The sequence below is a fragment of the Bacillus haynesii genome (assembly GCF_001969855.1).
Taxonomy (GTDB): Bacteria; Bacillota; Bacilli; order Bacillales; family Bacillaceae; genus Bacillus; species Bacillus haynesii.
On record NZ_MRBL01000046.1, the window covers coordinates 1 to 1,696 of the forward strand.

2 protein-coding genes are annotated in these 1,696 nt (G+C 46.5%); both read right to left on the reverse strand.

The window, feature by feature from the left end; all coding sequences use genetic code 11:
- Nucleotides 1-1,091 (reverse strand): dihydrolipoamide acetyltransferase family protein (locus tag BTA31_RS22000; protein ID WP_076794251.1); only part of this gene is annotated, 1,091 nt, incomplete at its 3' end.
- 162 nt (nt 1,092-1,253) lie between these two features.
- Nucleotides 1,254-1,696: transketolase C-terminal domain-containing protein (locus BTA31_RS22005; RefSeq protein ID WP_275667523.1), on the reverse strand; the 443-nt coding region annotated here is incomplete at its 5' end.

Genomic DNA, 1,696 nt, shown 5'->3' on the forward strand with positions numbered 1-1,696 from the left:
TTGATAACCGGAGTGAACCATTGACCGCCGGCAGAGCCGATATTCGTAATTGTGCAAGAAGCGCCTTTCATTTCAGCAGGAGCAAGTTTGCCATCGCGTGCTTTTGTCGCAAGCTCGTTGATTTCGTTTGAAATCTCAAAAACAGCTTTGCGGTCCGCATTTTTAACAACCGGCACAAGCAGGCCTTTTTCAGTGTCTGCCGCAATACCGATGTTGTAGTAGTGCTTCTGAATCACTTCATCTGTATTGTCGTCAATTGATGTATTCAGAACTGGATATTTTTTCAGAGCTGATGTTAAAGCTTTTACCACGTAAGGCAGGTAAGTCAGCTTGATTCCTTGATCAGCCGCAACTTGTTTAAACTGCTTGCGGTGAGCGACAAGGTTTGTCACATCGACTTCGTCCATTAGTGTAACGTGTGGAGCGGTATGTTTTGAGTTGACCATAGCTTTTGCAATGGCTTTGCGGATTCCGCTCATTTTCTCGCGTGTTTCAGGGAGTTCGCCTTCAGGCACTTGAACCGCAGCTGCAGGTTGCTGTGCAGCAGGTTCTGCTTTCTCTTCAGCTTGAGCAGCCTGAGCGTCTCCGGCAGTTCCTCCGTTTAAGAAGCTGTCAATATCTTCTTTCAGAACGCGGCCGTTTTTGCCGGAACCTGAAACATTCACGATATCAACGCCTTTTTCGCGGGCATACTTGCGTACAGATGGCATTGCAATGACGCGCTTATTCGGATCTGCATCCGCTTGCTCGTTTGCTTCCGCTGCTTCTGCAGGTGCATCAGTTTCTTGTTTTTCAGCTTCTTCCGCTTTCGCTTCACCTGATTCGCTGCCTTTGAATTGAAGATCTTCGTAACCTGGTGCATCAAATGTGATGATTGTCTGACCAACGGTTGCGACTGTTCCCTCTTCAACTTTTAATTCTAATACTTTTCCTTTAACAGGTGAAGGAATTTCTACAACTGCTTTATCGTTTTGTACCTCTGCCAAAACGTCGTCTTCGTTTACCTCGTCGTTTGGCTTGACGAACCATTTCACGATTTCGCCTTCGTGGATTCCTTCCCCGATATCCGGAAGTTTAAATTCAAATGCCACAGTTCTCGACCTCCTAAGATTATTACGTAGTTGATATAGTGGTCAGCCTCTTGTTTAGGCCGACTGTCAGTATACGGCTACAGTTTCTCCGACTGACTGTGGAAATGCATGAAGGGAAAAAGGCTGATATCAGCTTTTCCCTTTTGAATTGTTCAGATCTAATTAAAATTCCAATACTTTTTTCGCAGTTTCAAGCACGTCTTTATGGTTTGGAAGCCATACGCTTTCAGCTTGAGAGAATGCGAATACAGTATCAGGAGCAGTGACGCGAAGCACTGGAGCTTCAAGGCTCAAAATCGCGCGGTCGTTGATTTCGGCAACAACGTTTGCAGCCACTCCAGCCTGTTTTTGCGCCTCTTGAACGACGATCGCGCGGCCTGTTTTTTCTACAGACGCGATGATCGTATCAATGTCAAGCGGGCTGACTGTGCGAAGGTCGACAACCTCAGCAGATACGCCTTCTTTTTCAAGCTCTTCCGCCGCTTTTAATGACTCGTGAACCATCGCTCCGTATGTGATGATGGAAAGGTCTGTTCCTTCGCGTTTCACATCGGCTTTTCCGATTTCAATTGTGTATTCCTCTTCAGGAACTTCCTGGCGGAATG